31 protein-coding genes are annotated in these 26,775 nt (G+C 54.8%); 7 read left to right on the forward strand and 24 right to left on the reverse strand.

Annotated elements, in window-relative coordinates:
- Positions 1-16: 16 nt before the first annotated feature.
- The gene (locus TIRI35C_RS06290) at positions 17-577 is read right to left on the reverse strand and encodes a DUF302 domain-containing protein (RefSeq protein ID WP_188202176.1); all 561 of its coding nucleotides are present in this window, start codon (positions 575-577) and stop codon (positions 17-19) included.
- A gap of 110 nt (positions 578-687) precedes the next feature.
- Positions 688-1,584 (reverse strand): hypothetical protein, encoded by an 897-nt coding sequence (locus TIRI35C_RS06295; RefSeq protein ID WP_188202177.1) that lies wholly within the window; start codon positions 1,582-1,584, stop codon positions 688-690.
- A 93-nt stretch (positions 1,585-1,677) separates the two neighbouring features.
- Between TIRI35C_RS06295 and TIRI35C_RS06300 the strand changes: the two genes are divergently transcribed.
- Positions 1,678-2,289: a GNAT family N-acetyltransferase gene (locus TIRI35C_RS06300; RefSeq protein WP_246454702.1), complete on the forward strand. Its 612-nt coding sequence runs from the start codon at positions 1,678-1,680 to the stop codon at positions 2,287-2,289.
- An 8-nt stretch (positions 2,290-2,297) separates the two neighbouring features.
- Here TIRI35C_RS06300 and TIRI35C_RS06305 read toward each other — a convergent pair whose 3' ends face one another.
- From TIRI35C_RS06305 to TIRI35C_RS06355, 11 genes are all read right to left on the reverse strand, one after another.
- The gene (locus TIRI35C_RS06305) at positions 2,298-4,385 is read right to left on the reverse strand and encodes a heavy metal translocating P-type ATPase (protein WP_188202178.1); all 2,088 of its coding nucleotides are present in this window, start codon (positions 4,383-4,385) and stop codon (positions 2,298-2,300) included.
- Positions 4,385-4,741 (reverse strand): ArsR/SmtB family transcription factor, encoded by a 357-nt coding sequence (locus TIRI35C_RS06310; RefSeq protein WP_188202179.1) that lies wholly within the window; start codon positions 4,739-4,741, stop codon positions 4,385-4,387. The genes TIRI35C_RS06305 and TIRI35C_RS06310 overlap by 1 nt, the downstream gene beginning before the upstream one ends.
- A gap of 74 nt (positions 4,742-4,815) precedes the next feature.
- Positions 4,816-5,952 carry an SLC13 family permease gene (locus tag TIRI35C_RS06315; RefSeq protein WP_246454704.1) on the reverse strand — a complete coding sequence of 379 codons (1,137 nt, stop codon included), beginning with the start codon at positions 5,950-5,952 and terminating at the stop codon, positions 4,816-4,818.
- Positions 5,891-6,361, reverse strand: a complete 471-nt coding sequence (locus TIRI35C_RS06320; RefSeq protein WP_188202180.1) for a hypothetical protein — start codon at positions 6,359-6,361, stop codon at positions 5,891-5,893. Before TIRI35C_RS06320 ends, TIRI35C_RS06315 begins: the two co-directional genes overlap by 62 nt.
- Positions 6,362-6,459: 98 nt before the next feature.
- Complete coding sequence (gene merA, locus TIRI35C_RS06325; RefSeq protein ID WP_188202181.1) at positions 6,460-7,860, reverse strand: mercury(II) reductase; 1,401 nt, start codon at positions 7,858-7,860, stop codon at positions 6,460-6,462.
- A 31-nt stretch (positions 7,861-7,891) separates the two neighbouring features.
- The gene (locus tag TIRI35C_RS06330) at positions 7,892-8,119 is read right to left on the reverse strand and encodes a YHS domain-containing protein (RefSeq protein ID WP_188202182.1); all 228 of its coding nucleotides are present in this window, start codon (positions 8,117-8,119) and stop codon (positions 7,892-7,894) included.
- Complete coding sequence (locus TIRI35C_RS06335; RefSeq protein ID WP_188203088.1) at positions 8,120-8,326, reverse strand: heavy-metal-associated domain-containing protein; 207 nt, start codon at positions 8,324-8,326, stop codon at positions 8,120-8,122.
- 94 nt (positions 8,327-8,420) lie between these two features.
- A complete protein-coding gene (locus TIRI35C_RS06340; protein ID WP_188202183.1) occupies positions 8,421-8,798 on the reverse strand; it encodes a DUF302 domain-containing protein in 378 nt (125 codons plus the stop codon).
- Between the two features lie 15 nt (positions 8,799-8,813).
- On the reverse strand, positions 8,814-9,185 hold the full coding sequence (locus TIRI35C_RS06345; protein ID WP_188202184.1) for a CoA-binding protein: 372 nt from the start codon (positions 9,183-9,185) through the stop codon (positions 8,814-8,816).
- Positions 9,186-9,249: 64 nt separating this feature from the next.
- Complete coding sequence (locus TIRI35C_RS06350) at positions 9,250-10,107, reverse strand: FTR1 family iron permease (RefSeq protein ID WP_188202185.1); 858 nt, start codon at positions 10,105-10,107, stop codon at positions 9,250-9,252.
- Between the two features lie 266 nt (positions 10,108-10,373).
- Positions 10,374-10,943, reverse strand: coding sequence for a peroxiredoxin (locus tag TIRI35C_RS06355; RefSeq protein WP_188202186.1), 570 nt, complete (start codon positions 10,941-10,943; stop codon positions 10,374-10,376).
- 139 nt (positions 10,944-11,082) lie between these two features.
- Here TIRI35C_RS06355 and TIRI35C_RS06360 point away from each other — a divergent pair, with 139 nt between their 5' ends.
- Positions 11,083-11,649, forward strand: a complete 567-nt coding sequence (locus TIRI35C_RS06360) for an NADPH-dependent FMN reductase (protein ID WP_188202187.1) — start codon at positions 11,083-11,085, stop codon at positions 11,647-11,649.
- On the opposite strand, the gene TIRI35C_RS06365 is transcribed toward TIRI35C_RS06360, so the two are convergent.
- A complete protein-coding gene (locus TIRI35C_RS06365) occupies positions 11,646-12,212 on the reverse strand; it encodes an Lrp/AsnC family transcriptional regulator (protein ID WP_188202188.1) in 567 nt (188 codons plus the stop codon). The two genes, TIRI35C_RS06360 and TIRI35C_RS06365, sit on opposite strands and share 4 nt — an antisense overlap.
- A 92-nt stretch (positions 12,213-12,304) precedes the next feature.
- On the opposite strand from TIRI35C_RS06365, the gene TIRI35C_RS06370 reads away from it, so the two are divergent.
- Both TIRI35C_RS06370 and TIRI35C_RS06375 read left to right on the forward strand, forming a co-directional pair.
- Positions 12,305-12,502, forward strand: a complete 198-nt coding sequence (locus TIRI35C_RS06370; protein WP_013467686.1) for a YgaP family membrane protein — start codon at positions 12,305-12,307, stop codon at positions 12,500-12,502.
- A gap of 9 nt (positions 12,503-12,511) precedes the next feature.
- Positions 12,512-13,135, forward strand: coding sequence for a cytochrome b5 domain-containing protein (locus TIRI35C_RS06375; protein ID WP_188202189.1), 624 nt, complete (start codon positions 12,512-12,514; stop codon positions 13,133-13,135).
- Between the two features lie 33 nt (positions 13,136-13,168).
- On the opposite strand, the gene TIRI35C_RS06380 is transcribed toward TIRI35C_RS06375, so the two are convergent.
- The 10 genes from TIRI35C_RS06380 to TIRI35C_RS06425 form a co-directional block, all read right to left on the reverse strand.
- A complete protein-coding gene (locus TIRI35C_RS06380) occupies positions 13,169-15,166 on the reverse strand; it encodes a hypothetical protein (RefSeq protein ID WP_188202190.1) in 1,998 nt (665 codons plus the stop codon).
- A 133-nt stretch (positions 15,167-15,299) separates the two neighbouring features.
- Entirely contained in the window at positions 15,300-15,830 is a 531-nt protein-coding gene (locus TIRI35C_RS06385; RefSeq protein ID WP_188203089.1) for a DUF998 domain-containing protein, read from the reverse strand.
- A gap of 65 nt (positions 15,831-15,895) precedes the next feature.
- A complete protein-coding gene (gene iorB, locus TIRI35C_RS06390) occupies positions 15,896-16,504 on the reverse strand; it encodes an indolepyruvate ferredoxin oxidoreductase subunit beta (protein ID WP_188202191.1) in 609 nt (202 codons plus the stop codon).
- A complete protein-coding gene (locus tag TIRI35C_RS06395; RefSeq protein ID WP_188202192.1) occupies positions 16,495-18,495 on the reverse strand; it encodes a thiamine pyrophosphate-dependent enzyme in 2,001 nt (666 codons plus the stop codon). Before TIRI35C_RS06395 ends, iorB begins: the two co-directional genes overlap by 10 nt.
- A 95-nt stretch (positions 18,496-18,590) precedes the next feature.
- Positions 18,591-19,958: an ATP-binding protein gene (locus TIRI35C_RS06400; protein ID WP_188202193.1), complete on the reverse strand. Its 1,368-nt coding sequence runs from the start codon at positions 19,956-19,958 to the stop codon at positions 18,591-18,593.
- A gap of 60 nt (positions 19,959-20,018) precedes the next feature.
- On the reverse strand, positions 20,019-21,119 hold the full coding sequence (locus TIRI35C_RS06405; protein ID WP_188202194.1) for a SufD family Fe-S cluster assembly protein: 1,101 nt from the start codon (positions 21,117-21,119) through the stop codon (positions 20,019-20,021).
- Entirely contained in the window at positions 21,119-22,546 is a 1,428-nt protein-coding gene (gene sufB / locus TIRI35C_RS06410; protein WP_188202195.1) for a Fe-S cluster assembly protein SufB, read from the reverse strand. Before sufB ends, TIRI35C_RS06405 begins: the two co-directional genes overlap by 1 nt.
- The gene (sufC, locus tag TIRI35C_RS06415; protein ID WP_188203090.1) at positions 22,524-23,267 is read right to left on the reverse strand and encodes a Fe-S cluster assembly ATPase SufC; all 744 of its coding nucleotides are present in this window, start codon (positions 23,265-23,267) and stop codon (positions 22,524-22,526) included. The genes sufB and sufC overlap by 23 nt, the downstream gene beginning before the upstream one ends.
- Before the next feature lie 87 nt (positions 23,268-23,354).
- The gene (gene thiI, locus TIRI35C_RS06420) at positions 23,355-24,455 is read right to left on the reverse strand and encodes a tRNA uracil 4-sulfurtransferase ThiI (RefSeq protein ID WP_188202196.1); all 1,101 of its coding nucleotides are present in this window, start codon (positions 24,453-24,455) and stop codon (positions 23,355-23,357) included.
- A 1-nt stretch (position 24,456) separates the two neighbouring features.
- Entirely contained in the window at positions 24,457-25,425 is a 969-nt protein-coding gene (locus TIRI35C_RS06425; protein ID WP_188202197.1) for a ThiF family adenylyltransferase, read from the reverse strand.
- 133 nt (positions 25,426-25,558) lie between these two features.
- Between TIRI35C_RS06425 and TIRI35C_RS06430 the strand changes: the two genes are divergently transcribed.
- From TIRI35C_RS06430 to TIRI35C_RS06440, 3 genes are all read left to right on the forward strand, one after another.
- Positions 25,559-26,095 (forward strand): nitroreductase family protein, encoded by a 537-nt coding sequence (locus TIRI35C_RS06430; protein ID WP_188202198.1) that lies wholly within the window; start codon positions 25,559-25,561, stop codon positions 26,093-26,095.
- 93 nt (positions 26,096-26,188) lie between these two features.
- Positions 26,189-26,428 carry a hypothetical protein gene (locus TIRI35C_RS06435; protein ID WP_188202199.1) on the forward strand — a complete coding sequence of 80 codons (240 nt, stop codon included), beginning with the start codon at positions 26,189-26,191 and terminating at the stop codon, positions 26,426-26,428.
- Positions 26,429-26,758, forward strand: coding sequence for a hypothetical protein (locus TIRI35C_RS06440; RefSeq protein WP_188202200.1), 330 nt, complete (start codon positions 26,429-26,431; stop codon positions 26,756-26,758). It begins immediately after the preceding gene.
- Positions 26,759-26,775: the final 17 nt, after the last annotated feature.

The following is a 26,775-nucleotide window of genomic DNA, read 5'->3' on the forward strand; positions in this document are numbered from 1 at the left end:
TTCGAAAAACCGGGGCTCAGATTCTTTTCACAATGTCGCCCAAAATCTCCTCGACCTTCGCCGCGACCTCAAGCAACTCGTCGTTCCCGGTTATGCTCATGGCCATCGTAGGGAGCAGCAGGCTCACGTAGGTCTTTCTGTCCTTCACGTACACCACCAGGTTGCAGGGCAGGAAGGTACCGCTGTTGATGTCTATGCCTATGAGCTCGCTTGAGAACTTCGGGTTGCAGGCGCCGAGGATGACGTATGGCTCCATGTCAAGGTCGAGCTTTTCCTTGAAAAGCTGGTCAACCCTGACCTCACTGAGGACACCGAAGCCCTCCTTCTTAAGCTCTTCCTTGACCCTCGCCACGGTCTCATCGAAACCGGTTTCAACCTCTCTGACATAGGCGTACTCCTTCTTGGGTTCCTCCATTCCGTGCATTCCGTGGTGGCCCTTCCCCATGCCCTTCATTCCCTTGCCGTGGCCCTTACAGCCACCCTCCATTTTTCCTTTGCCTTTCATTCCCTTCATGCCACCCATCTTCTCGTGGCCCTTCATTCCGCCGTTTTCCATTTCATTCATTTCGCCTTTCATTTTGGATCACCTTTTTCTTCCCCAACGTCTTTTTAATTTGAAGCGTTAATAGGGTTACTACGAACAAAATGATAATTGGCCATTCCAAAAATTTCCAATATTGTAGGGGTTCATTTCAATGCCTTATAAATGGCCTTCAAAAACAGGGCAATGCCGAGCCCCGAGGTGACCAGCGCCGTCGGAACGTTGACCTCAAACCATACTTTCCTTGTGAGGGCATACACCAAGAGGGCAGAGACGGGCATCAGGAGGAGCATGGGGTATCTGCTTATCTCCACACCCCCATAGTCGGAGAAAAAGCTCTTCCGCTTGAGCCTCCGCAGGACATAGAGGGTAATACCTATGAGGGGCGGAAGGAGGAGAGCCGAGAACGGAACGGCCAGAAACGTAAAGAATGCAAAAAACAGCAGGACGGCAGTGAAGCTGCCGATTTCAGCCCTCGTAGGTTTAAATTCCTCCAGGGCCAGCTTGTGAATGACGGCATAAGAGGGCAAAAGGGGAATGGTTGAGAAAAACGCGTAGAGGGCGAAGTCTCTAAGGCCTACCGCATAGCCGCCCTCAAGCTTCCAGTAGGAGGCCCAGAAACCCCAGAAAGCCCCTAAAAGGACAAAGAAGAGAAGGGAGTCTCTAGTCTCCCATTCGCTCAGAGCCTTTCCGGCCAGATATATACCGATAAGAACCGAGATGAGGGCGTGCCAGGCCAGCGGCGTCCAGACTATGCCGAAGGGAAAATCCGTGTAAACGGTCTGGACAACGACACCCTCAACGAGCCAGCCAAATATCGCACCAACGAGAAAGACGGAGTAAATATCTCCAGCTTTGAAGCGACTCGCCAGGAGAAGCACGAAGAAGGCCAGAACCGAGTAGATGAGCCACGTTATCATCAGGCCCGACGGGGTATCTTCCGACCTCCACCGCGCCCAGAACATCATCTCCGAGTAGAAAAAGAGTACATAGCCAACGGCAAGCGTAAGGGCCATGCGCCGGAGAAGTTCTTTCCGCCCCATGTGTTAACCCTTATGAGGTTTTTGTCCATTTAAGATTAAATCCTTTCGAAAACTTAATCGGGAAGAACCATCTACTTCATCCGGGTGAGGGATGTGCCCCTTAGGATTCTCTCCGCAAAGGGAACTAAGGAAGAAGCCAGACACTTCGCGAGGCTCATGGAGATGTCCGCTCCCCAGTACTTCCCGGCCCTACTGGGGCCGAAGTTCAGGGGCGTTTTTGAGGCACTTTTTCTGGAAAAGGAAAACCTCTTCAGTCACGAGCATGTGGTTTTTGCCGTCTATGACGGGGAAATCGCAGGAATGCTCCTGGGCTATGACTGGAAAACCAGGGAGCGGGAGGAGAAGAGAACCGGATGGCTTATGATGAGAATTCTCGGCTTCGACTTCCTGAAGAAGCTTCCAGGGTTCATAAGGGCTTCCCTTAGCTCCGGAAGGCTTGAGAAAGGCGATTACTACATCAGCAACGTCGCCGTTTACCCCGAATTCAGGGGCAGGAAGATAGGAAAAAGCCTGATGCTCCACGCGGAGGAGAGGGCAAAAGACATGGCCAAAAGAATGGCACTCGACGTGGAAAAGGACAACGAGATAGCGATAGCGGTCTACAAGAAGCTCGGCTACTCCATTGAGAGGGAGCACAGCGTTGAGCTTGAAGGGAAGGTCTACATGTTCTACAAGATGGTGAAAGGGCTGAAAGGGGGAAAATAAAGGGCGCCTCACCTCAGTATTCTCATCGCGTTGAAGACCGCTATGAGGGCAACGCCGACGTCCGCAAAGACCGCCTCCCACATCGTCGCATCTCCAAGGATTCCGAGGCCTATGAAGGACAGTTTGACCGCTAAGGCAAAGATTATGTTCTGCCATACTATCCTCTGCGTCTTTCTCGCTATCCTGATGCCCCTCGGCAGCTTGGACGGCTTGTCGTCCATTATGACGACGTCGGCAGTCTCTATCGCCGCATCGCTTCCCAAAGCACCCATTGCGACACCAACGTCCGCTCTGGCCAGGACGGGAGCATCGTTTATGCCGTCGCCGACGAAGACTACCTTTCCCTGCGCCTCCTTTTCAAGCTCCTCTATGACCCTCACCTTGTCCTCCGGCAACAGCTCCGCGTAGAAGCCGTCCAACCCAAGCTGCCTCGCTATCTCCCCGGCAACGTCTTTGTTGTCTCCCGTGACCATGACGACCTTCTTGATCCCGAGGCGCTTCAGCTCCTTCACAGCGAGCGGGGCGTCATCCTTTATCTCGTCCGAGATTATTATGTAGCCGGCGTACTTCCCGTTGATGACGACATGGGCTACCGTCCCCTTAACCCTGCACGTGTCGTGCTCGACCTTGAACCTGTGGAGAAGCCTGTCGTTTCCGACAAGGACCTCCGTCCCGTCAATCCTCGCCCTGACGCCGTGTCCGGCTATCTCCTCGTACTCGACTATCTCCGCCTCGTTGATCTCCTCACCGTAAGCTTCACGTATCGCCTTGGCAATCGGGTGGTTCGAGTGGGCCTCAGCCAAGGCCGCGAATCTGATGATTTCCTCCTCGCTGAAGCCGTTCCTCGTCTCCACTCGGGTGACCTTGAAGACTCCCTTGGTGAGCGTTCCAGTCTTGTCAAAGGCCACTATGCTTGCTTCCTTGAGGGCATCGAGGTAGTTGGAGCCCTTGACGAGGATTCCCTCCCTCGCTGCCCTGCCTATTCCTCCAAAGTAGCCGAGCGGAATCGACAGGACTAGAGCACACGGGCACGAGATAACGAGTATCACCAGGGCCCTGTAGATCCACGGGGTGAACGGTTCCCCCGTGAGGAGCGGAGGGACTACGGCTATAAGTGCAGCTATGCCGACGACGGCTGGGGTGTAGTAGTGAGCGAAGCGCGTTATGAACTTCTCCGTCTTGGCCTTTCTCGCGCTGGCGTTCTCGACGAGCTCAAGGATGCGTGAGATGGTGGACTCGCTCAGCTCCTTGGTCACCTGGACTTTGAGGACGCCCGATAGGTTGACCATGCCGGATAGGATTTCCTCCCCCTCCTTCACCGTCCTGGGAACGCTTTCCCCGGTTAAAGCGGAGGTGTCGACGGTCGACTCACCCTCGATGATAACTCCATCAACGGGAACCCTCTCACCGGGCTTGATGATGATAACGTCTCCAACCTTCAGCTCCTCCGGCTTCACTTTGATTATCTCACCGTCTCTAAGCAGGTTCGCATACTCTGCCTTGAGGGCAAGCAGTGCCTTTATGGAGCGCCTTGACCTGTCCACTGCCAGGTCCTGGAAGAACTCTCCCACGACGTAGAAGAGCATTACCGCCACTCCTTCCGGATACTCCCTGATGAGGAAAGCTCCTATAGTGGCTATCGCGATAAGGAAGTTCTCGTCGAAGAGGTTGCCGTGGATGGAGTTGACGACTGCACTCCTAAGAACCCTCCAGCCGGAGATGAGGTAGCTGGCGAGGAAGATGCCGAAGACAAAAGCGTCGTCTATGCCGTAGTGGTAGCGCATTACTATACCTATTGCAAACAGGGCCAGAGAAACTCCGATCTGGTACACCGTTTTTCTGAAGTCACCCCCGTCATGCTCATGGCTATGCCCGTGGTCGTGTCCGTGACCGTGATCGTCAGCTTCCATGACCTCAACGTCCGGCTCGACCTTCTTGATGATCTCTTTGGCCTTCTCAACGTCATCCTCTATGATGGCCTCCTTGGTGGCGAAGTTGACCAGCGCAAACTCAAAGCCCTCCTTCTTAAGGGCATCTTCTATCTCGTAGGCGCAGCTCGCGCAGTCGAGCCCCCCAAGGATGAGCTTCTGTGGCATCACTTCACCTCCGAGAGGTGTGCGAGAGCAGTTCTCAGGATTCCCCGGATGTGCTCGTCGTCGAGACGGTAGAAGACGTTCTTGCCGTCCTTGCGGTAAGTTACTATCTTTCTGTCCTTGAGGATGCGGAGCTGGTGAGAAATCGCCGAAACTGAAAGCTTGGTTATCGCGGAGAGGTCGCAGGTGCAGAGCTCCCCCGCTTCCATCAGCGCGAGCAGGATTTTGAGCCTCGTGGGGTTCCCGAGGGCGTCGAAAAAGTCCGCCGCTTCCAATACAGCCTCCTCCTCTGGAATTTTTGCCTGAGCCTCCAGTATTTTATCAAGGTGTTCCTCATACACCTTACACACTTCAGTCATTTTTTATCACCTCCACATTTGAGCAATTGCGCAAATGTTTTATAAACTTTGTCATTTCGAAACCCGTCGAAAAATCAGAGCAGAAGTATCAAAATCGAAATCCCCAATGCGATCAGAAAATACGGAATCGAATACCTGTGGAAGTCCCTCATGCCAATCCCTGAGATACGGAGGGCTATGAGGTTTGCGAGGGAGCCGATTATCATCCCGGTGCCGCCTAGGTTCACACCGAGTGCAAGGGGAAGCCACTCCGGTTTTGAGCCGAGGAAGAGGACCGTCGCCGGAACGTTGCTGATTAGCTGGCTCAGACCGGCCGAGGCAAGGAACAGCGCCAGTCCCCCGGAGGGGAACCCATATCCCGAGATCAAACGCGCAATCTCTCCAAAGTCCGCGAATATGAGGGCGAAGGCCAGAACTAGCGCCCAGTCAAAGCCGAGCAGAGCCTCCCTTCCAAGGGCGAGCAGAACTACCAGCGTCAGGGGAAGCGTCCAGAGCGGATTCCCGGTTTCCGCAAGGAGAACATCGGTTATCAGTAGAAAAGACGAGGCTAAGAGTAATCGCCCATTAACCGCCATGGGAGGCAGTTTTTCGAGGGTTAGCGGCTTCTCCCGCAGGATGAGTATGGAGAGCAGGATGATAACGAGCCAGAGGAGGACGAAGGGGAGCATTGCCCCCGTAAACTCCACGAAGGAAAGTCCATAGGCGTTCCAGATCATGATGTTCTGGGGGTTGCCGATCGGCGTTAGTGAAGAGCCCACGTTTGCCGCTATGGCCGAGAGCGTAACGGCGCGGGCGGTGTCTATCCCCGCGAGCCGGGAAGTGATGACGACCAGCGGGATGAAGACGAGCATGGCTGTATCGTTCATTATCACGGCGGAGGAGAGAGCTACGGTGGGAATGAGGAGGAGCATCAGTTTCCGCTCGGAGCCGCCGGAGAGTGATATGAGTCTGATGGAAAGACGGGTGAAGATTCCCGACAGCTCAAGGCCCTTTGAGACCAGTATGAGGGACGTTATCAACGTCAGGCTTTCCCAATCGATGAGGGAAGGGGTTCTCCGGAGAAGGGAGGGGTCATTGAGCGTGAGAACTATGTATAGGACAAGAAGCAATGAAAGGAACCACTCCCGCTTGATGAAATCCTCCAGTCTATCAACCGCCGTGTCTGTGAACCTCCTCTGTAAGGCCGTAATCCGGGACGATTTCATTCCCATCGGCAGAGACGCGGACGTGGAGGACTATAAAGCTTTTCCATGCAACCGGAACGACCCAGCAGTTCTCTGCACGGAACTCCGCAGCCCCAAGAACGCGGAGCTCCTTGAGGATTTCCCCGGCTTTATCCCTCACCTCAGCCGGGTCAATTTCACCGGAGTACGCTCCGGGCAGTCCCTTAGGCAGAGGAGACCCAGTTTCGGGGTTGTAGTGAAGCCTGTCCACTGCGAAGCTCAGGTACATCACGGGGACGTCAACGTGAAGGCCATGGGGTGTGCGGTGGACTATTGGCGTCCCCGGTGTGAGAAAAGGCAGGGCACTTTTCACGGTCTCTATGGCCTTTTCAGCCGTTTCCGGGGAGAGTTCCTTCCAGGCCTTCGTTTCCCTTATCGGCGGTGGAATGGGCGGCATGGTAAGACCTCCTCGACGGAACGCACCTGCACACTAAGAACGTAGAACAATGCCGTATAACCTTTTGGGAAGTCAGCCGCCCAGCACAATAGTGGCTTTCACATCGCACAGCAGGGCATCTTTGAGACGTCACCTTTGAAGGAAAGCGCAACGAGCTTTATGGCCTCGCTCATAGTCGGGAAGACGTGGAGCGTGTCTGTGACCTCATCCACCGTCATCCTGTTTCTTATCATCATCCCCGCCTCGTGGATCATCTCGGCGGCGTTGTGGGCGAGGATATGGACCCCGAGGATTTCCTTCGTTCTGGCATCGACCACCATCTTTATGAGTCCCCTCTCCTCGCCGGTGATGAGGGCCTTCGGGACGTTCGAGAACTCCACCGTGCTGCAGAGGCACTTCGCGACCTTTTGCGCATCCCCATCGGTCAAACCCACGCTTGCGAGCTGCGGGTCCGTAAAGACGACCCTCGGCACTGCCCTGTAGTCCATCTCAACGTTTCTGCCCTCAAGGGCGTTCCCCGCCGCGGTAAAGCCCTCCTTGGCGGCGACGGTCTCAAGCATGGGTTCACCTATGACATCTCCGGCGGCGTAGATGTTTTCACCTGCCTTCAGGGTTTTATCCACGATCACAAAGCCCTTCCCGTCGGTTTTAACATCGGTGTTCTCAAGACCCAACCCTTCAGTGTTCGGCTCCCTCCCGGTTGCGAAGAAAAGGTACTCCCCTTCAAACGTACTTTCCCTTTCCCCGACCTCGGCATGAACCTTAACTCCATCCCCCATCCTCTCAAGGAACTTTATCCTCACGGAGGTGTTCACGTTAATGCCTTCCTGGCTTAAGATGTCCTCAAGCTCTATTGCCAGCTCGGGCTCCGCCTGGGGCATTATCCTGACGCTCCTCTGAAGGAGGGTCACCTCAGCCCCGGCCCTCGCAAAGATCTGGGCAAACTCCAGCGCCTGCGCTCTTCCGCCGATAATCACAACCGACTCCGGGACGTCTTTAAGCTTAAGGGCCTCGACGTGCGTTAAGATTCTGCCCCTGGCCTTCTCCACTCCTCTTATGGGCAGAATCCTCGCCCTTGCCCCCGTCGCAATGAGGGCCTTCCCAAACCCAACTTTCTCGCCGTTCACCAGGACTTCACGGTTTGATTTGAACCCCGCGGAACCGCTGATGTAGTCAACGTTATCAAGACTCTCAAGAACCTCCTCATACTTCTCTCTCCTGAGAAACTTCACGAGCTCGTCTTTTCCATTTAACAGCTCTCCAAAATCGAACCTCTCCTCCCTAAGAACCATTCCGGCGTAATGGTGCTTTAAGGCCCTCTTCCTGAGCTCAAGAGCCGTTAGAATGTACTTTGTGGGGACGCAGCCGACGTTTACGCACGTCCCTCCAATCGGCCCCCTGTTGACCATGAGGGTTTTTACACCGAGCTCGTTGGCCCTCAGGGCAGCGGCAAAACCGGCGGCTCCGCCCCCAACAATGAGAAAATCATACTCTTTCATACCAACGGCCCCTTAAAATGTTAAAAAGGAGTCAGAAGTGCATGTGGCCGCAACCACCCCTGCGGTGCCCCATGTGGTGCCCGTGATGAGAGTGCCCGTGATGAGAGTGGCCCCCCATGCCCCCGATGTACTTCTCGGGGTTTGCCTCGAACTCCACCTTGCATCCCGGGGAGCAGAAGTAGTAGACCTTTCCACCATACTCGGCTTTAAGTCCGGTGTCCTCACTCACCTCCATTCCGCAGACCGGATCAATCGGCATTCAGGCCACCTCCACTTCGTAGCCGTACCTTTCGATGGCCTTAACTATGTCCTCAAGGCGCACCTTCCCAGGGTCAAACTCCACAACGGCCTTCTTTTCCTCAAGGCTAACGTTTCCCTTGGCACCGACGCTCTCTATGGCCTTGGTTATTCTCATGACGCAGTGGCTGCAGCTCATATTCGGTATCTTCAACACGACTTCGGTCATTTGCATCACCGATAAAAGCTAAGGGGGAAAGCTTATGGGGCTTATCGTTGCCAGAATGGAAACCGGAAACCGAACGTATAAACAAAAGTGAAAATTAAAGGGAGTCTATGATGGCCTTCACCTGCTCCTCCATGGGCCTCATCAGCTCGACAACCTTCTCTCCTGCGATCTTCCAGGCGACGCTCGGCAGGGTAACGCCGAGGTAGTTGCCCTCCTCAGTCCTGTAGCCGAAGCCGGTGCACGGGAGCAGGGCACCTATGTTGGGGTCTATCTTTACCAGCTCCTCAACGAGCTCGCTGTGGCAGATGAAGAGCAGGTGGTAGTCGGCTATTATCCCGTTTTCCGTCTCGGTTATAGCTACCGGAATGCGCTCACCGATGAGCAGAAAGCCCGCTTCCTCCAGCTTTTTCTTGAAGCGCTCCCAGAGGAAGTCTAGATCCTCGTCAAAACGCCTGACGTAGTAGAACTCCATGCCAGCCACCTCCGTTCAGCCCGAAGTTTCTACCATTATGCATTTCCAAAAGCTGTACTCCACGCCTTCCTCATCGAGAAACCTGGCTATCTCATCGCTCTCCGCCCCCGGCTGGAACCAGAGCCTTTTGAAGCCTGCTTCAACGGCTTCCTTTGCGACCTGAAGCCCAACGTGGGGCGGAACCACAAAAACTATCACGTCAACGTCCCCGGGAAGCTCTCGAACGCTCCTGTAGCACCTGAGGCCCTCAATCTCGTCATACTTGGGGTTAACCGGAAGAACCTCAAAGCCCTTACCAAGCAGATCCCTGAGTATTACGTTGCCGTACTTGTCCGGGTTAGGGCTTGCTCCAACGAGGGCTATCCTCCTGAAGCCATCCACATTCATCCTCCACACCTAAGCTGAAATCAATTTCACCCTTTTTATTCATTGCGGGCCAAAAATGAATAACTCAGGCCGCGCTCTCCGCGGCCTTCTTCTCGCGGTTCAGTGCCGGCCCCTTGCCGTAGGCCCTGAGCACGAGGTAGAGGGCCGTTATGAGATAGCCGAACTGCACCAATACCCTCCCCCACTCCATGCTCACGGAGTAGCCGAAGAGCACCGCGAAGACCGAGCCTATCGCTCCCTTGTGGTGCCAGATGCTTCCGCTCGGAATCCCGAGGTCGTATGCCTGGGCAGAGAACACTCCAAGGGAGTAACCCTCCTCCCCGGCCCACTCGATAAGCTCGTGAGTGCCGTAGCCCGCAAGGCCAGCGGCGACGAACACGAGCAGTATTGAGCTGAAGTAGAAGAACCTCCTCAGATCTATGCGCATTCCAACCCCATATATCAGGTATGCCAGCACGAGCGCCCCGGCCAGCCCGGCGGCGAGACCGAGGAGCGTCCCGGTTAGGTTCTGGGTCATGAAGGGCGTGAGGAAGAGAACCGTCTCAAGCCCCTCCCTGGAGACAACGATGAACGTGAATCCTATTAGAGCCAGGGGGGCTATTGACTTGCTCACCTTGCTCTCTATCTCGGCTTTGATGTTCCTTCCTTTAGTTGCCATCCAGTATATCATGCTGGTTAGGACTATCACTGCCAGGTACGAGGCTATCCCCTCAAAGAGCTCCTTCTCCGCCAGGCCCCCGTAGAACTTCAGTATACCGATTCCAAGAAGCAGGCTAAAGCCAACTGAAAGAATAACTCCTACCCACACGTCCTTTATCTGGTTCGCCCGGTTGGTTCTTCTCAGGTATGCTATTATTATCGCCACTATTATGGCCGCCTCAAGGGCCTCCCTGAATGTTATTAGGAAAGCGCCAACGCTCATGGGTTCACCTCCAATTTTTTAGGTCAATCTAAAATTCATAGGGTAGCTTATGAATTTTATTTTTGCCAAATCGAAGTTTCGTAAAATGGACGGAGGGCATGCCGTATCCTCAACAAAATATGCCACGTGTCAAACCAGAAGGGTTCGAAGAAAGCATCCCGAGATATGAAAACCTGCCGAATTTCCCAAATCTGTGAAAAGGGGTGAAAGCTTGAGTCCATCTTGATAAAAATGGAGTGGAAAAATTTACAGAATGGAAAGACCCATCATATCTTTCCTACCAGGTCGAGGCTGACCTCCAGTGTCTCCTTGCCGGGCTCCCAGCTCGCCGGGCAGACCTGGCCGGGGTGTTCTCTTACATACTTGGAAGCCCTGAGTCTCCTGAGGATCTCCTTCGCGCTCCTCCCTATGCTGAGGTCGTGCATCTCCATGTGGACGACCTTTCCGTCGGGGTCTATTATGAAGGTCGCCCTCCATGAAACGCCCTCGTCCTCGATGTATGTCCCGAAGAGCCGTGAGATTTTTCCAGCAGGGTCGGCGAGCATGGGGTATCTTATCTTCTTTATAGCTGGCGATGTGTCGTGCCAGGCCTTGTGGACGTAGGCGGTATCGGTCGAGACGCTGAGTATTTCAGCCCCTTCCTTCTTGAACTCCTCGTAATAGTCGGCCAGCTCCTCAAGCTCCGTCGGGCAGACGAAGGTGAAGTCAGCCGGATAAAAGGCAAGGACAACCCACTTGCCCCTGTAGTCCGAAAGCTTGACCTTTCCGATGTCGTCCTTCTCGGGGAGGTACGCATCGGCCTCAAAATCAGGGACGATTTCTCCAACCTTCACCATGGGATTCACCTCGGCATTATGTTGGCGAGCCTAACTTATATAGGTTTGCCTAACAAAGTGAAAAGTTTCAGAATCGGAAGCATCTCATTTTGAAGGACAAATTTAAATATCTTAAAAGCGAACCAATTCAGGTGATAGAATGAAGGTCAAGATAATTCTCGGAACGGCAAGGGAAGGTAGAAAGAGTGAGGGGGTTGCGAGATACCTCGTGAAGAAGGCCGGGGCACTTGGCTGGGAGGCCGAGCTCATAGACGTCAGGGATTACCTTCTGGCCTACACCCACCGCTGGAAGGTAACGCCCGAGATGGAGGTCTACAGGAACAAAATCCTTGAGGCCGATGCCATTCTCATAGTTGCCCCCGAGTACAACGGGAGCTATCCGGGGGAGCTGAAGATCCTCCTCGATACCATCTACGACGAGTACGAAGGACTGCCCCTGGGCATCGCCACAGTCTCCAGCGTTACCGGGGGAGTGAGGCTCCTCATGGAGCTCAGAACGGCCGCGGTGAACTACCGCATGCTGCCGGTCGGGCAGGTTCTCTTCTACAACGTCGACGACCTGTTCGATGGTGAAGAGCTGAAGGACGAGAAGTACAAAGAACGGGTTGAACGGCTTTTCAGGACCCTTGAGAAGTACGCCAAGGCCCTGAGGCCGATAAGGGAGGAGGTAAGGGATAAACTGAGGGAGAAGACAGAGGGAGTCTAATCCCTACCCCCTCCCCCCAGCCCCATGAAGTAAACCGTCGCCGGACAGCCCGAGCACTTCTTGCCGTAGATGTAGCACTCCGTGCAGACCTTCCCGCAGGAGGCAACTTTCCTCGTCGGCTCCAGCTTGAAGTCAACGAACTCTGGATAGGCCGGAGACGAACCTAGGGAGACGTCCATCTCCTTAACCGACTCCATGGGCCGTATCGTGTTCTCTATGGTAGCCTCAAGGGCAGAGTGGCTCTCCGCTATGAGCGCCAGGTTTAGGTTGTACTTGCCGGTCGTCGTGGCGACGAAGACCGTTCTCGGACACTTTGCAAAAACGTCCGCCAGCTTCTCAGCCTCGTCCATGCTTCGAACCTTGAGGTTCACCACCGCAGAGACAAAGCCCCTATTCCTGATGTTCAGCAGTGCCTGAACCCTTAAGTCCCCCCGCCTCTCCAGCTTTTCAAGCCTCTCCCTCGCGGAGGGGTGGCTTATCCCCAGCTCCCTCGCTATCTCAGACACCTTCATCCTGCCGTTCTTCCTCAGCAGGCGGTATATCAGCAGGTCGCGTTCGTCCATAGAACCACCTTCATTTTGAAGGTTTTTGCCTTCAATTTCCTGGGAAATAAATATAACCATTTCGAAATTTTCTAAAAATCGAGGTGATTTCGATGGAGAGAAACGAGGGAACCCTCGACAGGCTTTTGAGGATAGTTATAGGAATAGTACTGCTCGGCATATGGGCGGGCATGAACGTGCCCTACGAGACCGTGCTTTTGATAGTCGGTCTCATCGCACTGGTGACCGGACTTACCGGCTTCTGTGCAATTTATAAACTCCTGGGCATAAGTACCTGCAAAGAGTGCTGAGGTGAAAGGGTGAAGCGCGTAACCAAGGTGCTCATAGCATCGGGGGAGCTGCTGATAGCGGCCAGTCTAGCACTGATGGTAACCGGCCTGGCAATGAACGACCCGACGTCAACCCTTGGGTCTCTGATGAGCTACGAAACTGCCAGGAGAGTCCACACCATAGCGTCGTACCTCTTCATCCCCCTCTTTTACGTCCACACTGCGGCGGGCCTCCTCGTTATTGCGAACAGAACGGAGAGGCTGAAAACAGAAAAGGCCAGAAGGACACTCGTCGGGGCCTGGACAGTCCTCACGGTGCTCCTCGTGGTGGCAGGATTTACCGCCTTCGGCACGGGGCGGTTGGCGTTAGGAAGCGTCCAGGCCACAGCAGTGCTGACCCTCGAAGAGGTCGCGAAGCACAGCAGCGAAAACGACTGCTGGGTCGTAGTCGAAAACAGGGTCTACAACGTCACGTCGCTGATAGACACCCACCCCAGCGGCAGGGATGCAATACTGAAATACTGCGGCACAAACGCGACCGAGGTCTTTTTCCTTGAACACAACCAGAACGACTACGAGGCACTCCAGGCATACTACATCGGCACAATCAACGGGCCGATTGTTAATCAAGGAAACAGCACAGAAAAAGGCTGATGGGGACGGCTGACGTCCCCTTTTAAGGTTTTATCAGCTGCTCCCTCCGTTACCCGGAGCGAAGACGCCGATTCTGACGGGTTTGTCCATGACCACCGTCATTGCCCTGATTGAGACCTTTCCGTTCTCGTCGAGAACCTTGAGGGCAATCACGGAAATCTCCTTACCCGTCTGGGGGTTTCTGCCCGTCCACACTTCGAGGAACGTTCCTCCGAGGTACTCAGGCGGCATCTTTGATGTCATAGCCGGGCCGGCCACAGCCACAAAAACCTCTCCGCCCGAATCCATAACCGCCAGCTCAACGGGCGGGATGAACGGGCCAGTTCCAAAGTCCGTTACGTTGATGTACCTGAACCCGGGAAGCGGCGCGGGGTTAAAGGGTCCGGTACCGAAGTCTCCAAGGATGCCCTTAAGGAACGGGGCTGTGTTCCCGCGTTCCATGCGGAAGGCGGTGTACTCACCGGTTCTCATCGGGGTAACCCCTCTGATGTCGTTCACCCGCTCACCCACGGGTGCATCCCTTACCCATCCTGCTCCCGTGGCTCCTGCGGCAAACCTTCCGGTCTCGGCCCTGAAGTTCACGAGCTGCTCCGCCAACTGTTTGAGGTCTGCCCTCTGGCTTGAAACCGGTTCAAAGGTCTCGTTGGTTGACGGCTCGAAGATGATTGGCATCATCGTGAACTCTTCCTCGCAGATCTCCATGGGTTCAAGTGTTGTGTTGATGTTGAGTTCAAGCGGCCGGTAACAGAAGCCTCCGTTCGGAGGGTCTGCCTTCGCCACAAAGCCTATGACCTCTCCATCTATTCCAGGTATCCGGTAAATTCCCTTCTTGTCGGGCGTTATCCTGTCTATTTCCCTTCCGGTTTTGGGATCCATGAGCACCATGACCCCGGGCTTTGATGAGTTGCTGAGAACCCGTATCCCAGTCCCGTTCTCCGGAACACCCACGAGGAGCACGGTTCCGTTCCTTCCAAGCATTCCAAGGGGTGCCACTGCAAGCTCAAAGGTTATCCCGCCGTAGGTCTTTCCGGTGAGGTAGGCATCCTCGAAGGGAACAGGCTCGACGGTGACGTCCCCGGTGCCGGGCTCAAAGATGAAGGGCGCCAGTCCTGGTGATGGACACACTGGAGGATCCTCCGGCTCTTCCGTGAGTGTGGTTAACGTGTAGGTGTCCAGAGGGAGAGGTCTGTAACAGAAGCCTTCATCGTCAACCATGCCAACAAGTGTGGTGTTCACCGGCGGAACCTGATAAACCCTGTTTCCATCGGGTTTGACCCGCAGGACGGTCCTCCCGGTGTCGGGGTCAACGAGGCGCATGAGCCCGGGCGAGTCCCCAAGGGCCTGAATCATGAAACCCTTCTTCGGAACACTTATCCTGACAACTGCCAGCTGACCGGCCCCCACGGTTCTGCCTCCCTCGCGAATTTGAAGGAGCGAACCGCTGCCGAAGTGATATATCTCCATGCTCCGGGTTTCATAGCCCTTGGTGAGCTCCATCATCCTGGCCACCATTTCGTCCCTGCTCAGGGGCACCATCTTTCCGTTATCCACGATGAAGAGCTTCCCGTCTTCCCTGTAAAACCCTTCTATCGGCTCGCCCGTGGTGGTGTTTTCCCAGTAGGCCGTCTCAACGGCGCTTATAACAATTAAATTCCTGAGCTCTGTCAGCTGGAGAGACTTCAAATACGCCAGCTTTTCCAGCAACAGAGTCTTTTCCCTTCCGGTCGAGTGCGTCGCATCGCGCTCAAGGGCCATGGTCTCCTCAACCAGACCGCTCAGCGTAGAAGGCTTAAGTCTGCTTTCAATATCCACAATCTCCGCATCGTATGTGGCGATCGCTTTCAAAAGGTTGTTCTGGTATTTTTCTTCCTCCGAGATGCCCGGTGAAGTTGTGGTGGGCTGGGACGTGGTCCCCCCGGTTTTGGTTCCGGTCTCGGTAGCGTTTCCCTGGTCGATACAGCCTGAAATAAAGGCCCCGACCATCACAATTCCCAAAAGCAGGGCAAGGCCCGCTATCGTTTTTCCTTTCATCTTAAACACTCTCTTCCAGTCACGAAGCGGTAAAAAACCAAGAAGAAATGGCAAGTGACTTATAGATGAAGTTAATCGCCATGATTTATAACGGTTGTGTTTTCAAAGTGGAAAGGGTTAAGCAGGAACGCTTTCAGTACTTAACCGCAACCAGCAGGGTGAACACAGCTATCAGAGCTATTTCATAGGTCTCTATCAGCGCCACCGAGGGCCAGTGAACAAAGGTTCCCAGCAGGGCGAGTGCAAAGAGCAGGAGGGAACCATACCGGATGGCCTTATCTTTCGAACCCACTCCGTAAATGAGCATCCCCAGGAAAAACTGGACGAAGAAGTAGGTCGAGACGAAGGAGTGGGGCCTCGTGCCGGCATGGAAGACCCCAATGAGAGCCAGAAAGAGCGAGGATATGCTAACATAAGCACCTCCAGCTGTCTGGAGCTTGTTCCCAGCTGAGAAAACCAGATAGACCGAGAAGGCGAGCATGAAAATTGCCGTGACAATGAGGCCGTAGTTGTATATCCATGAAGCGCGTGCCATCTCCGGCGAGCCCAGGTCGCTCAGGGCGTTGCTCCAGAAGGAAAACCAGGGGTTTTTGCCTATGCTCCATGCGACAAAGAGCCAGTACACTATGACGCCGGCTATTCCTGAGTACTTGAGGTGCCTCATCATGATGGGGGTTAGGCTTCGGAGAAAATAAAGGTTCCGATGGGCCGTCAAAAGAAAAGAGGGGGTCAGAGAAGTGCTTTCATTGCCTCATAGCCCAGCTCAAAGGCCTTGATGTTCTCCTCAAGGGCTTTCTCCGGCACGCTGGCCTTAACAGCTTCAAGCATGGTTTCCCTGTCTATCGGGAACCCGGGAAGGGCGCTGAGGGCACCGACGAGGACAACGTTCTGGGCTAAGGCAGTGCCGGCCTCTTCGGCGAGCTTGAGGGCGTCTATCTCATAGAGCTCTGCCCCCGATTCCCTTATCCTGCCGACTATCTCGTCGTAGGTGACGTACTTGTCAATCCTGCCCTTCACAAAGCCCTCTGTCTCGTATGGATGGTGGATGAGGCGCGTGTTCGTTATGACCGTTCCCCCGGGTTTGAGGAAGTATATATACCTAAGCGCCTCCATCGGCTCAAGCGCCAGGATAACGTCCGCCTCGCCGTAGGGTATGAGGGGTGATATGCCCTCGCCTATGCGCTGGTGGACTATCACCGAACCGCTCCTCTGGGAGAGCCCATGGAGCTCGCCGCTGACGACATGGATTCCCTTCCGCGCACAGGCCTCCCCCACTATGTTAGACATCAGCACTATTCCCTGTCCGCCGACACCGCAGTAGATGACGTTCATTCCCATCCCCTCCCGATGAGCTTTTCCAGCTCGCGGTAGTCTTCAACCGTCACGTACGGTTTATCCTCGCCGCCGTAGAGGACTGCCGTCGAGTGGATCGCGTTGTGTGGACAGAGCTGGGCGCAGACGCCGCAGCCGACGCAGACCTCCGGGAGTATCTTGGCCTTCTTATCGTTCTCGTCTATGACTATCGCCGGGCAGCCGAAGTCGCGGATGCAGTTGTAGGCCCTCTCACAGGCGTCCTTGTCCACGAAGTATGGAACTATCTTCCCCCCGGCACGGCGGTATTCGCGGAAGTGGTAGAGGGCGCACTCCCCGCGGGATATTATCACGGAAAGGCCATCGTACTTCAAAGCCTCTCTGAACTTGCCGATGTTCTTCCTCGCCTGGAATGAGTCAACGACGACTATCTTCTCTATTCCCAGTCCCCTCAGAACGGCCTCTATGTCGAGCCTCTTCTCGTACGGGTTCACCTTTTTCGGACTGCCTGGGTGGGCCTGCTGGCCGGTCATGGCCGTTACCGCGTTGTCGAGGATTATCAGCGTCATCTTGGAGTTGTTTCTGATCGCGTTGACTATGCCCGGTAAAGCCGCGTGGAAGAAAGTTGAATCGCCGACGACTGCTACAACCCTCTCCTGAGCAGAATGCTGGACGCCGTGGGCTATGCCGAGGGAAGCGCCCATGGCCAGGAGGGAGTCCGTCCAGCCGATGTGCTCAAGGGCCAGCATGGAATAGCAGCCGATGTCGTTGGCGAGATAGTAGTTTTCTATCCTGCCCATCGCCCTCCTCAGCGTCCAGAAGGTGGCCCTGTGTGGACAGCCCGCACAGAAGGTCGGCATCCTCGGCGGGGCGAACTTGGCGAGCTCCCACATCTTCCTGAAGTGTCCCTCGTAGTCGAATGGCAGGTTTTTCCCAAGAACCTCCGCGAGAACCTTTATGACTATCGGCACGTTGTACTCCAGCATCTCAAGGAAGTGGCCGCTCCTCTTGCCGATGATCTCAAGTTCCGGGTTCCTGTCCTTGGCGATTTCCCTCACGAAGCCCTCGATATACGGCGAAAGCTCCTCAACGACGATGACCTTATCGAGCCCCTCTACGAAGTCGCCGATGAGCTTCTCCGGAAGGGGATTAAGAACGCCGAGCTTGAGGATGTAGGCTTCTCCACCGAGCTTCCCGAGGCTCTCAATGACGTAGGAGTTCGGAACACCGGAGGTTATGATGCCCACTCCCCTCGCTTCTTCCGGCTTTGCCTCCCTGAGCTCCTTTCCATCAAAGAACTCGACGCGGTTTAAGGCCAAGAGCTCGGGGTCGTCCTTCATTTTTTCAACCTTCTCCAAAAGCTCCGCCTTGAACTTCCTCGCGAGGGAACCCACGGTCGCGTAGCCCCTCCTGTTCTCCTTCCAGGAGAGTCTTTCAAAGGGCTTCCTCTCAAGCTTCCCGACCTTCACCAGGCCGCTCTGGTGGTTCACCCTCGTTGTGGTTCGGACGAGTACAAGGCTTCCGTACCTCTCGCTTATCTCGAAGGCCTTCCTGACGAGATCATAGGCCTCCTGCGGATTTGCCGGCTCAAGCATTGGCAGGTAAGCGGTGTAGCCGAACCACCTGCCGTCCTGCTCCGACTGGGAGGAGTGCGCGTAGGGGTCGTCCGCTATGACCACCACCAAGCCGGCTTTCACGCCGGTGTAGGCGAGGGAGTAGAGCGTATCGGAGGCAACGTTTCCGCCGACGCTCTTCATGGAGGTGAAGCCCCTCAGACCGACGAAAGAGGCTCCTGCGACGGTCTCCAGGGCGACCTTTTCGTTCGCGGCTATCTCGACCACGATGTCGTCGCGGTAGCGGGACACCCTGTCAAACGTGTCCAGAATCTCCGTCTGGGGAGAGCCGGGGTAGAAGGCCGTCACCTTCACATCGGCCTTCAGCGCGGCCCTGACTATCGCTTCGTTGGTCAGCATATACCCCGTGTGGGGTTCCTCTTTCAGAACTTCCTTCAGGGACATAAAGACACCGTAGAGTTTTGGAAGCGAACCTATATAGGGTTTTTCTGGACGAGAAGGGACAGTATTAAACAATCTTGGGTGTGAAAGTGGAAGTGTTAACCTCGCGGAACCTCAAGATCATCAAGATCCCACACGTTAAAACCCTCTTCCTTCAGACCCCCTTTTCCCTCAACTTTCCTTGCCATGAGACCAAAATACGCCTCCCATCCTTCGAGGCCCATAAGCTTGAACTTCCTTTTCAAATCTTTCAGAACTCCACGGGCTTCCCGTTTTCTCATGTCTTTCCACTTTACTTCCACAAGAAGGACTTTTTTCATATTGCCTTCCACCGCCACCAGGTCGATTTCCTCGCCCCTGTGCCACCAGCAGCCTATCCGGGTGAACTTAAAAGGCAGCTTCTCAGCCTTGTTCAGCTCGATCAGAAACTCCCTCGCAACGTCTTCAAAGCGAACCCCCAGAATCCTCTGGAGGTCTTCTTTAACGTCGTCGTAAGTCACGAGACCCAGCTCTATGCCCGTCCTGTTTTTGGGCACTATCGAAAACCATGTGAGCAGCATCGGGTCTTTTAGCCTGTAGATACCGCGCTTCTCCTTTTTTGCAACCGGCAGTTCCCTTTCCACAAAACCGAGGCGGATGAGGTTCTCCAGATAGGGATACACTTTTCTCCCCTCCAGCCCGGCGTAGCTTGCTATCTCCGAGGGCCTGGTTTTCCCGTGAGCCATCGCGGAGAGTATGGAGAAGTAAGTCTTCAGCTCCCTGAGTTCCCCTGAGAGGAGGATATATGGCTCGTCGTAGAAGAAGCCCTCCGGCTTCAGAAAGGTTTCCTCGACAAACGTTCCGGTGTCCCTGTACCTGGAAGCCACTATAAGGTAAGAGGGAATGCCTCCGATGAGCATGTACAGCTCCAGACCAGTTCTAAAATTGCTGAAGAACTTAAGTGAATCAAAGACGGTAAGGGGTCTGAGTCGAAAACTTGCGGTTCTCCTGCCGTAGAGGGGGGAGGAATAACTGAGGACTTCATCAACCATCATGCCTATGAGCGAGCCGGACAAAACCAGCATAACCGGCTTTCTTGAGAGGTCATGATCCCAGGCCCTCTGCAGGGCACTTAGTATCGTCCTGTCACTCTTGAGGGCGTAGCTGAACTCGTCGAGGATTATCAACGTTTTTTCCTCGATTTTTAATGATAGGTACTTGAACAGGGAATACCAGTCGTCGAGGCTCAGAAACAGCTCATCATTGAAAAATGAGGCCAGTTCCTCCCGGAGTTTCCTGATCTGTCTTTCCCGTGTATCCTCCATAAATGTGTGAAAGAACGCCCGCTTCCTCTTTGAAAACTCAACCAGAAGCCGGGTTTTTCCCGTCCTCCGCCTCCCGTATAAAACCACAAACGAAGGAAGATTCGCCCACTGCTCTTCAAGCAACTTAAGCTCGTTTTCACGGTCAATAAATTCACTAATCATGATTAGTACTAATCACGATTAGGATTTAAAGCTTTCGTCGTAATGGAGATAAAAGAGAGTTCATAGGAGCTCCCCAACGAGCTCCACGGTGGCGCTTCTGGCCTTGCTCCTCAGCCTTTCGAGGTGACTGCTTAATGCCTCTCCGATACCGTGGACGAAGAGGCTCATTGCCTCGTCGCTGTCGAGTCCCCTCGACCTCAGGTAGAACAGGGCGTCCTCGTCAAACTGTCTAACGGCTGATGAGTGGAAGGCCGACTCAATCTCTCCTGTATCTACCTCAAGCATCGGCACGCTGACGCCGAGTGAACCCTCGTCCATTATGGTTATCTGAGAGATCACACCGCTCGATGAGTTCCTGGCACTCTCAAAGACCTTCGCAACCCCCCTGTGGACAGTCCAGCCGTTCTCGTAGGAGAACCCGTGAACCCTCGTCTCGCTTTTGCTCCTTTCGCCGTACTGGAGGACGTTGGTGAGGTAGTCCACCGAGCTTCCAATGGCTATCGGCATTCCCCTGAGTATTAACTCACTCTTTGCCCCTTCAAGGGAGTAGTCCTCGCGATGGTGGCTCATTTCCCCGGCGCTTATGACCGTGAATGCCTTAACTCTGGTTCCTCCCCCAAGGCTTGCCCTGAGGAGGTAGTGGGATAGAGAGCCGTGCCTTCCAACGGTAAGGACTTCAAGCTCGGCGTTCTTAGCTTTGAGCTCGACCACGAGGGACTTCGTCCCTTCCTCGGCCATGTCGTAGATTATTATCGGGGCCCTGACGTTCTCGGCCTCGATGCTTATGTGGTGGCTGATGAAGGCTTTTGCCGAGAGGTGGGAGACTATGACAAGGGGCTCCACCAGATCCCCGGTAATCCTAAGCCGGTAGGCTTTCCGGAGGGCGTAGAAGTGGAAGCCGAGGATTCTCGACTCTTCGGGCTGGGAGAGGCCTAAAGTCCCCTCGCTCAGCTCAACACCGGACGGAAGGCTAAACTCGGCATCGCTTCCCGATAAAACGACGTGCCCCTTTATCGGAACGTCCCCTGCTTCCGCCTCTGTCGGCAGTTTGAGCGGCGAGTTCTCCTCGAAGAGCTTCCACTTGGTGTAGCTCTTTATGGTTGGGCTGTCGCCGTACTTCTGGTAGGTTAGCCTTTCGAGTGCTTCCCTCTCAATGAACATCAGCCAACACCCCCGACCTCGCTGAACTCAAGCTCTATGACCTTCTTGAGAACCTCGACGTACTCGAAGGGCAGCCCCTCCAGTATCTCGCTGATGAAGCCAAGGACTATGAGGCTCTTGGCCTCTTCCTCACTTATACCGCGCGAGTTCATGTAGAAGAGCTTGTCCTCGCCGAGCTTCCCGGTCGTTGCCTCGTGGATTATGCTCGCTGTAGGCTCGTCGCTCTGGTTGTGCGGATAGGTGTAGGCTCTGCTCTCCTCGTCGAGGATTAGCGAGTCACACGAGACCGTCGCGGTGGAGTTCTTCGCGCCCTTGAGAATCCTCACCAGCCCGCGATATATGTTTATGCCGCCGTTGGCGCTTATGCTCTTGGAAACTATCTTTGAGCTTGTATTCGGAGCCAGGTGCCATGTTTTTGCCCCCGTGTCCTTCATGAAGGGCCCGTTGCTCAGCGAGACGACGTACTGAGCCGTCCTTGCTCCCTCGCCCTTAAGGACGCTCGATGGATATGTGTAGGTTATGTGGCTTCCGATGCTTCCCTCTATCCACTCGACGTAGGCGTTTTCCTCTATGATTGCCCTCTTGTTGTTGAAGTTGATGACGTTCCTGCTCCAGTTCTGTATTGTGGTGAACTTGACGGTGGCATTTCTGTGGGCATATATCTCGACCATACCGTCGTGGAATGAGAAGCCCTTGTACATCGGCGCTGAACAGCCCTCAATGAAGTGGACGTAGCTTCCCTCGTCCGCTATGAGGAGTGTGTGCTCGAACTGTCCCTCTAACGCAGAGCCTATGACAAAGAAGGCCTCTATCGGGAAGGGCACCCTGACTCCCTTTGGGATGTAGACAAACGCCCCACCGCTCCAGAGGGCGTGGTGTAGGGCGGAAAACTTGTGCTCTCCAGGGGGGAAGACCTTGCCGAAGTACCTCTTCACAAGGTCAGGATACTTCTGAACGGCTTCTTCCATGGGCACCATAATGATGCCCTTCTTCTCGAACTCCTCCTTGAGCTGGGAGTAAACGCTCTCGCTGTCGAAAACAGCGGTGAGGCCCGATAGAAACCTCTTTTCTATCTCCGGAATGTTTAACCTCTCAAAGGTCTTCCTGATGTTCTCAGGTAAATCGTCCCAGTCCCTAACTTCACTCCCCACTTCGGGCTTTGAGTATAGGGAGAAGCTCTCAAGGTCAAGCTCCTCTATCCCTACCACCCATTTGGGCATCGGGAGCTTCTGGAACAGCTCAAGGGCCTTCAGGCGGTGCCTGAGCATCCAGTCCGGTTCATTTTTTATGCGGGATATCTCCCTGATGACGTCCTCGGTGATTTCACCGCGGAGCTCTATCTCCTTGGGGTAGGGAACAGCCGTCCCTAGTATCTCCTCAAGCGAGCCGGCCTTGAGTATCTCCTCAAGCCTTGACTGCTGTCCCATTGTCCTCCACCGCCGCGAAGCCCTTCTCCTCTATGAGCTTTACAAGCTCCACTCCTCCAGAAACCACCAGCTTTCCGTCCTTCAGCACGTGCACCCTCTGGGGGTTCAGGTACTCCAGAATCCTTCCGTAGTGGGTGATTAGGAGTATCGCCGTCCCCTCGCTGTGCAGCTTGGCTATAATCCCCGCGATGACCTTGAGGGAATCCACATCAACTCCGCTGTCCGGCTCGTCGAGGATCAGGAGCCTTGGCCTTACGAGATAAGCCTGAAGCATCTCAAGCTTCTTCCTTTCACCGCCTGAAAAGCCTACGTTGAGCTCTCTGGAGAGAATCGAACTATCAAAGCCGAGCTCCTCAACGGCCTTGAATATCATGTCGTAGGCCTCGACCTCGTCTATACCTCTGAGGTTCTTCAGAGTCCTCTGGAGGAAGTTGATGACCTTTACCCCTTCCACCTCAACCGGGTGCTGGAAGCTGAGGAAGATGCCCTTCCTGGCCCTCTCCTCGGGCTTTGCTCCGGTTATATCAACCCCATCGAACAGTATCTTTCCGTCTGTGACACTGTACTTTGGATGTCCCGCTATCGTCAAAGCCAACGTGGACTTTCCGCTGCCGTTCGGCCCCATGACGACGTGGAGCTCGCCCGATGTGAGTTCAAAGTCCACCCCCTTCAGGATTTCCCTATCGGCAACCTTAACATGGAGATTTTCCACTTTCAGCATGAGCATCACCTTTCTTCTTTACCCGTATTTGGGTAGAAAAGCCCACTTTTAAAACCTTTCTCCACAAATTTGAGTAAAGGATTCGAGCTACCCCAATTCAGATACCCCTTCCCGCTCCAGCACCTCAAGCACGCGCTGAAACTCCTCAAGCTTTCCGCCCGTAACGACCCTCTCCGGCCGGAAGGGGCAGTCGCAGTAGGGGTACTCAAGGAAAGCCTGGTATGTCCCGATCCTCCTGGCTATCACCACTATCTCCTCCTTGTCCATGCCGAGGAGGGGCCTGTGAACCGGGAAGCGGACGCTCATCGTCTCAAAATACAGGTTCGAGAGGGTTTGACTGGCAACCTGTCCGAGGCTGTCGCCGGTCACTATGCCGAGGGCGCCCCTTTCCCTCGCTATCTCAGCGGCGCGCCTCAGCATTGCCACCTTGCAGACGACGCACGTCCACTCCCCCTTTCTCGCCCTGATGAGAGCCCTGACGTAGGGCTTCAGTATCTCGAAGTGGTTCTCGACTATGAGCTCTATCGGCTCGGGGGAGTAGTCTTCCAGTATGTCGACGACCTTCTCGACGATGTTCCTCGCGTTCAGCCCCTGGTCAAAGTGCACCGCGATGACCTCTGCGCCCCTCTTGAGCATGAGGAAAGCGGCAACGGGTGAGTCAATGCCGCCGCTGAGCAGGACGACGACCTTTCCCTGCGTGCCAACCGGCAGGCCGCCAACGCCCCTGAGCTTTTCGAGGAACACGTATGCCTTCCCGGCTATTATCTCTATCCCAACGACCAGCTCGGGGTTTTTGAGGTCGACCTTCCAGCCGAAGTTCTCAACGATAAATGCCCCGATCTCGCGGTTTATCTCCACGGAGGTCTTTAGGAAGGTCTTGTCGAGCCTCTGGGTTTCGACCTTGAAGCTTTTTGGACTCAGTCCCTTTAGAGCCCCCCTCAGGTAGGCGGGAACCTCTTCGTACTCCATCTCCTTCGCAGGGGACACAGAGACGACGCCGGGGACTTTGGCGATTATTTGGGCTGTTTCGTCGGGGGCATCGACCAGTATACGCCCCCTGATTATCCTCGCCTTCCCGTCTACCCCCCTCCTCCTCAGAGCGGCGAGTATGTTGTCCCTCAGCTTCCTCTCGAACTCCCTCCTCTTGCCGCCCTTGATGCCGACCTCGCCGTAGCGCACGATTATCACTTCAACCACCCAGGTAGCGGGCGAAGAAGTTCTTGGCTTCTTTCTCGTCTTCGGCACCGCGGATTACCATCCTGCCCGTCTTGAACACCAGTATCTCGGCGTAGTCGTCCTCGAACTGAATGAACTGGCTCGTCTTCAGGTACTCGATTCCGAGCTTTTCAAGCCTCTCCGCGAACTCGTCGAGGTTTATGCTCATGGGCATGGGGGGCGTCACCTGTATAGAGCCGTCGCACATGCGCTCTATCTTTATCCTCTTCTCTAGGAAAGTGAGCTCCCTCCTCACACAGGCGGGGCAGTCCTCCCTCCTCGGTATCCTGACCTTCTCGAAGTCCATGCTCTTGAGGTCGAAGAAGAACAGCTCGCTTTCAACCTCTTCGCCGAGCAGAATCTTTGCCGCCAGGGCAACGGCCAGTGATGCCGCGAAGCTCGGGACGTAGCTCATTATTCCGGCTATCGCGCAGGTCGGAAGGGGCCTCTCAGGGAGCCTTGGCATCAGGCACCGGAAGCAGGCGGTCTTTCCTGGGATTATCGGCATTATGTTGCCGTATGTTGAGAGGACACCGACGTAAATCCACGGCTTTTCGGTCTTTATTGCATAGTCGTTTATCACCTGCCTCGTGTAGATGTTGTCCGTCCCGTCGATTATCAGGTCGGCCTCGTCGAGGAGACCTACCGTCCCAGGGTTCAGGTCCTCGAAGTGGCCGGTTACTCCAAAGCGCTCCTTGAGGACTTCCACCTTCGGCTTCCCGACGTCCTCCTTGGTGTATATCGTCCTCGGAAGGTCGCTCTCGTCCACAAAGTCCCTGTCGATGACTACAATCCTTCCAACGCCGAGCTTGTGGAGGAAGTAAACCTCCCAGCTCCCCAGTGCGCCTGCCCCAACCACCGCTACCGTGCTCTCGCTCAGCTTTCTCTGCCCCTCGATTCCTATGATCGGGAAGTGCCTCGAAAAGTCCATCCTTAGCTCCATGCTCTCACCATTGGGAAGTTTTAAAGGCTTCAAAAAAGGCTTTTGAAAACCAAAAGTTCTGGACAGTTCTGGGAAATTCCAAAGCTGGGAAAGTGTATTAAGCGGGTTCCAGGAAATCCTCCTCGGTGGTGGCATGGAGTTCTTCGATGTGATCAGGAGAAGGCGGAGCGTCAGGAGGTTTCAGAACAAGCCCGTTCCGAGGGAACTTGTCGAGAAGCTCCTCCAAGCGGCCTTTCTGTCGCCGAGCTCGTTCAACAGGAGGCCCTGGCACTTCATCGTGGTTGACGAGAGGGAAAAGCTCCTGGCACTCTCAAAGGCCAAGCTCGGCGCCTCCGGTCTGGCAACGGCTCCTCTGGCGATAGTTATCACAGCGGACGAAAGCCGGAGCGACGTCTGGGTGGAGGATTCCAGCATAGCGGCGGAACACATACAGCTGGCGGCGTTCGACCTGGGGCTGAGCTCCTTCTGGGTTCAGATACGGAACAGGATGCACGATGAAAGAAGAACCGCCGAGGACTACGTGAGGGAGCTTTTGGGGATCCCGGAAAACTACCGCGTCCTCTGCATAATCGGAATCGGCTATCCAGCTGAGAACAAGCCTCCCCACGGCGATGAGGTTTTCGAGTGGGACAAGGTGAGCCTCAACCGCTTTGGCAAACCCTGGAAGTGACTTCATATTGTCAACTGCTTTTCTGTTTAATTTTCCAAGGCGCAAAAAATAAACGCCATAAAGCGGCCAGAGTATAAACCGTTGGTGGTGTCCATGGGCGAAAATGGATGCAACGTATTTCCAACCGCGAGGGTGTGCAGGTTCTGCGCAGGGGAGCGTCTCGATGATGTTGTCTCAATACTGAAACGAAAAGGCTACGAGGTAAGCGTCGAGGGCTGCCTCGGCCTGTGCGCCAAGTACGACTGCGGCAACATAAACGTCATAGCGGGGAAGGTCGAGATCTCCGTGAGGAACATGGAGGAGCTGGAGACTGCGGTGGGAGGGGGTGTGTAGATGGTGAAGGTTCTCGTGATAATCACGAGCCCGGACGAAAGGGCCCTCCCGGGGTTCATGTGGGCGGTCAACGCGATAAAAAACGGCTGGGCTGAGGATATTGAGGTCATACTCTTCGGACCGGCGGAGAGGGCGGTGGCAGAGGGCGACGGGCTCTTCATACAATGGATAAAAAAGCTGGCAGAAATGGGCAGAACCCCAACGGCGTGCAGGAGAATAGCCGAGGTCGAGGGCTTTGTGGGGCCTCTGGAGAAGTACACGAAGGTTGAGTACGTCGGGAGGATAATAGCGGAAAGGCTTGAGGAGGGCTACGTCCCGATGACGTTTTGATGAAAAAAGCTTCAAAA

Origin of the sequence: Thermococcus camini (assembly GCF_904067545.1) — an archaeon.
GTDB lineage: Archaea > Methanobacteriota_B > Thermococci > Thermococcales > Thermococcaceae > Thermococcus > Thermococcus camini.

What these genes read in the sequence shown, in the direction of transcription:
- TIRI35C_RS06385 (WP_188203089.1), bottom strand. Translation starts at nt 15,830, where the DNA reads ATGAGGCACCTCAAGTACTCAGGAATAGCCGGCGTCATAGTGTACTGG.
- TIRI35C_RS06290 (WP_188202176.1), bottom strand. Translation starts at nt 577, where the DNA reads ATGAAAGGCGAAATGAATGAAATGGAAAACGGCGGAATGAAGGGCCAC.
- iorB (WP_188202191.1), bottom strand. Translation starts at nt 16,504, where the DNA reads ATGGGAATGAACGTCATCTACTGCGGTGTCGGCGGACAGGGAATAGTG.
- TIRI35C_RS06345 (WP_188202184.1), bottom strand. Translation starts at nt 9,185, where the DNA reads ATGAATGTGGATGGCTTCAGGAGGATAGCCCTCGTTGGAGCAAGCCCT.
- TIRI35C_RS06350 (WP_188202185.1), bottom strand. Translation starts at nt 10,107, where the DNA reads ATGAGCGTTGGCGCTTTCCTAATAACATTCAGGGAGGCCCTTGAGGCG.
- TIRI35C_RS06320 (WP_188202180.1), bottom strand. Translation starts at nt 6,361, where the DNA reads ATGCCGCCCATTCCACCGCCGATAAGGGAAACGAAGGCCTGGAAGGAA.
- TIRI35C_RS06370 (WP_013467686.1), top strand. Translation starts at nt 12,305, where the DNA reads ATGGAGAGAAACGAGGGAACCCTCGACAGGCTTTTGAGGATAGTTATA.
- TIRI35C_RS06315 (WP_246454704.1), bottom strand. Translation starts at nt 5,952, where the DNA reads ATGGGAATGAAATCGTCCCGGATTACGGCCTTACAGAGGAGGTTCACA.
- TIRI35C_RS06400 (WP_188202193.1), bottom strand. Translation starts at nt 19,958, where the DNA reads ATGATTAGTGAATTTATTGACCGTGAAAACGAGCTTAAGTTGCTTGAA.
- TIRI35C_RS06355 (WP_188202186.1), bottom strand. Translation starts at nt 10,943, where the DNA reads ATGGTGAAGGTTGGAGAAATCGTCCCTGATTTTGAGGCCGATGCGTAC.
- TIRI35C_RS06305 (WP_188202178.1), bottom strand. Translation starts at nt 4,385, where the DNA reads ATGCCACAGAAGCTCATCCTTGGGGGGCTCGACTGCGCGAGCTGCGCC.
- TIRI35C_RS06440 (WP_188202200.1), top strand. Translation starts at nt 26,429, where the DNA reads ATGGTGAAGGTTCTCGTGATAATCACGAGCCCGGACGAAAGGGCCCTC.
- TIRI35C_RS06295 (WP_188202177.1), bottom strand. Translation starts at nt 1,584, where the DNA reads ATGGGGCGGAAAGAACTTCTCCGGCGCATGGCCCTTACGCTTGCCGTT.
- TIRI35C_RS06310 (WP_188202179.1), bottom strand. Translation starts at nt 4,741, where the DNA reads ATGACTGAAGTGTGTAAGGTGTATGAGGAACACCTTGATAAAATACTG.
- TIRI35C_RS06360 (WP_188202187.1), top strand. Translation starts at nt 11,083, where the DNA reads ATGAAGGTCAAGATAATTCTCGGAACGGCAAGGGAAGGTAGAAAGAGT.
- TIRI35C_RS06365 (WP_188202188.1), bottom strand. Translation starts at nt 12,212, where the DNA reads ATGGACGAACGCGACCTGCTGATATACCGCCTGCTGAGGAAGAACGGC.
- TIRI35C_RS06430 (WP_188202198.1), top strand. Translation starts at nt 25,559, where the DNA reads ATGGAGTTCTTCGATGTGATCAGGAGAAGGCGGAGCGTCAGGAGGTTT.
- TIRI35C_RS06340 (WP_188202183.1), bottom strand. Translation starts at nt 8,798, where the DNA reads ATGGAGTTCTACTACGTCAGGCGTTTTGACGAGGATCTAGACTTCCTC.
- sufB (WP_188202195.1), bottom strand. Translation starts at nt 22,546, where the DNA reads ATGGGACAGCAGTCAAGGCTTGAGGAGATACTCAAGGCCGGCTCGCTT.
- TIRI35C_RS06425 (WP_188202197.1), bottom strand. Translation starts at nt 25,425, where the DNA reads ATGGAGCTAAGGATGGACTTTTCGAGGCACTTCCCGATCATAGGAATC.
- merA (WP_188202181.1), bottom strand. Translation starts at nt 7,860, where the DNA reads ATGAAAGAGTATGATTTTCTCATTGTTGGGGGCGGAGCCGCCGGTTTT.
- TIRI35C_RS06380 (WP_188202190.1), bottom strand. Translation starts at nt 15,166, where the DNA reads ATGAAAGGAAAAACGATAGCGGGCCTTGCCCTGCTTTTGGGAATTGTG.
- sufC (WP_188203090.1), bottom strand. Translation starts at nt 23,267, where the DNA reads ATGCTGAAAGTGGAAAATCTCCATGTTAAGGTTGCCGATAGGGAAATC.
- TIRI35C_RS06330 (WP_188202182.1), bottom strand. Translation starts at nt 8,119, where the DNA reads ATGCCGATTGATCCGGTCTGCGGAATGGAGGTGAGTGAGGACACCGGA.
- TIRI35C_RS06435 (WP_188202199.1), top strand. Translation starts at nt 26,189, where the DNA reads ATGGGCGAAAATGGATGCAACGTATTTCCAACCGCGAGGGTGTGCAGG.
- TIRI35C_RS06335 (WP_188203088.1), bottom strand. Translation starts at nt 8,326, where the DNA reads ATGACCGAAGTCGTGTTGAAGATACCGAATATGAGCTGCAGCCACTGC.
- TIRI35C_RS06405 (WP_188202194.1), bottom strand. Translation starts at nt 21,119, where the DNA reads ATGTTCATTGAGAGGGAAGCACTCGAAAGGCTAACCTACCAGAAGTAC.
- TIRI35C_RS06395 (WP_188202192.1), bottom strand. Translation starts at nt 18,495, where the DNA reads ATGTCCCTGAAGGAAGTTCTGAAAGAGGAACCCCACACGGGGTATATG.